Source organism: Mesorhizobium sp. M7A.F.Ca.CA.001.10.2.1 (assembly GCF_003998575.1).
Classification (GTDB): Bacteria; Pseudomonadota; Alphaproteobacteria; order Rhizobiales; family Rhizobiaceae; genus Mesorhizobium.
The window spans coordinates 1-610 of record NZ_RZQY01001265.1; the positions used below are offsets into that span (position 1 = coordinate 1).

At 65.2% G+C, this 610-nt stretch carries 1 pseudogene; it reads right to left on the reverse strand.

The features are described 5' to 3' along the window. Positions 1–610: pseudogene (locus EN964_RS38015) on the reverse strand (hemagglutinin); the annotation flags it as partial.

Genomic DNA, 610 nt, shown 5'->3' on the forward strand with positions numbered 1-610 from the left:
GCCCGACACCGTATAGGTCAGTGCCGGCATGGCGGTATCGCCATAAGTCTTGGCCGCATTTTCGGACTTCAAGGTCAGCGTCGGCTGATAGTTAAAGACGTAGCGGTTGCCGGTCGCGCTCACCGTGGCGCCGGCCGTCGTGTTCCAGACCGCCGTGTTGCCGCTGTCGAGATTGCCGAATGTGTTTCCGGTTGGGTTTGCCGCATAGATCAGCCAGCGGCCACTGGTTGCGGTGACAGCGTCGCTGCCGCGGTTGTTGACGAACCTGCCCATGGCTGACAGCACCGGATCGATTCCGCTGACCTTGGCGCCGACCGCCATCGTCAGGTCGCCCGTCGTCTGAAGCTTGACCTGGCCGGTCGTGGTGGCACCAGCCGTGACCACGCCGCGCGCATTGATGACGCCGCCGACGACAAAGCCACCCAGGTCGAACAGACTGACGGATCCCGCATTGGCCGCGATCGTGCCGATCTGGTTGCCGCCATTGTTCAAGTTGAAGTCGCCGGCGCCGCCGAGCAGCAGCGATGCCGCCGCTAGTCCGCGCGTCTGCGTGACCGTGCCGTTCGACGACAGCGCTAGCGTGCCGGCGCCGATCGACACCGCCCGGTCG